The following is a 445-nucleotide window of genomic DNA, read 5'->3' as shown; positions in this document are numbered from 1 at the left end:
GTCTAAAGGCTACAGCACTGCAGTTGGTGATGAAGGTGGTTTCGCTCCTAACCTTAAGTCTAACGCTGAAGCTCTAGAAGTTATCGCAGAAGCTGTTGCAGCTGCTGGTTACGAACTAGGTAAAGACGTTACTCTTGCTATGGACTGTGCAGCATCTGAGTTCTTCGACAAAGAAGCTGGTATCTACAACATGAAGGGCGAAGGTAAAACTTTCACTTCTGTAGAGTTCAACCACTACCTAGCTGAGCTAGCGAACAACTTCCCAATCGTTTCTATCGAAGATGGTCTTGACGAGTCTGATTGGGATGGCTTCAAGCACCAAACTGAACTTCTAGGCGACAAGCTTCAAATCGTTGGTGACGATCTGTTCGTTACAAACACTAAGATTCTTGCTGAAGGTATCGAGAAAGGCGTAGCTAACTCTATCCTTATCAAGTTCAACCAA

The 445-nt window shown here is 44.7% G+C and carries 1 pseudogene; it reads left to right on the top strand.

Annotation, left to right across the window (positions count from 1 at the left end):
- Positions 1 to 445, top strand: a pseudogene (gene eno, locus AB4496_RS24655) (phosphopyruvate hydratase); the annotation flags it as partial.

It is taken from the genome of Vibrio sp. 10N.222.46.A1, from assembly GCF_041473595.1.
Lineage (GTDB): Bacteria > Pseudomonadota > Gammaproteobacteria > Enterobacterales > Vibrionaceae > Vibrio > Vibrio tasmaniensis_A.
Note: the sequence above shows the minus strand (reverse complement) of the source record. Positions and strands in the feature narration are given on the sequence as shown.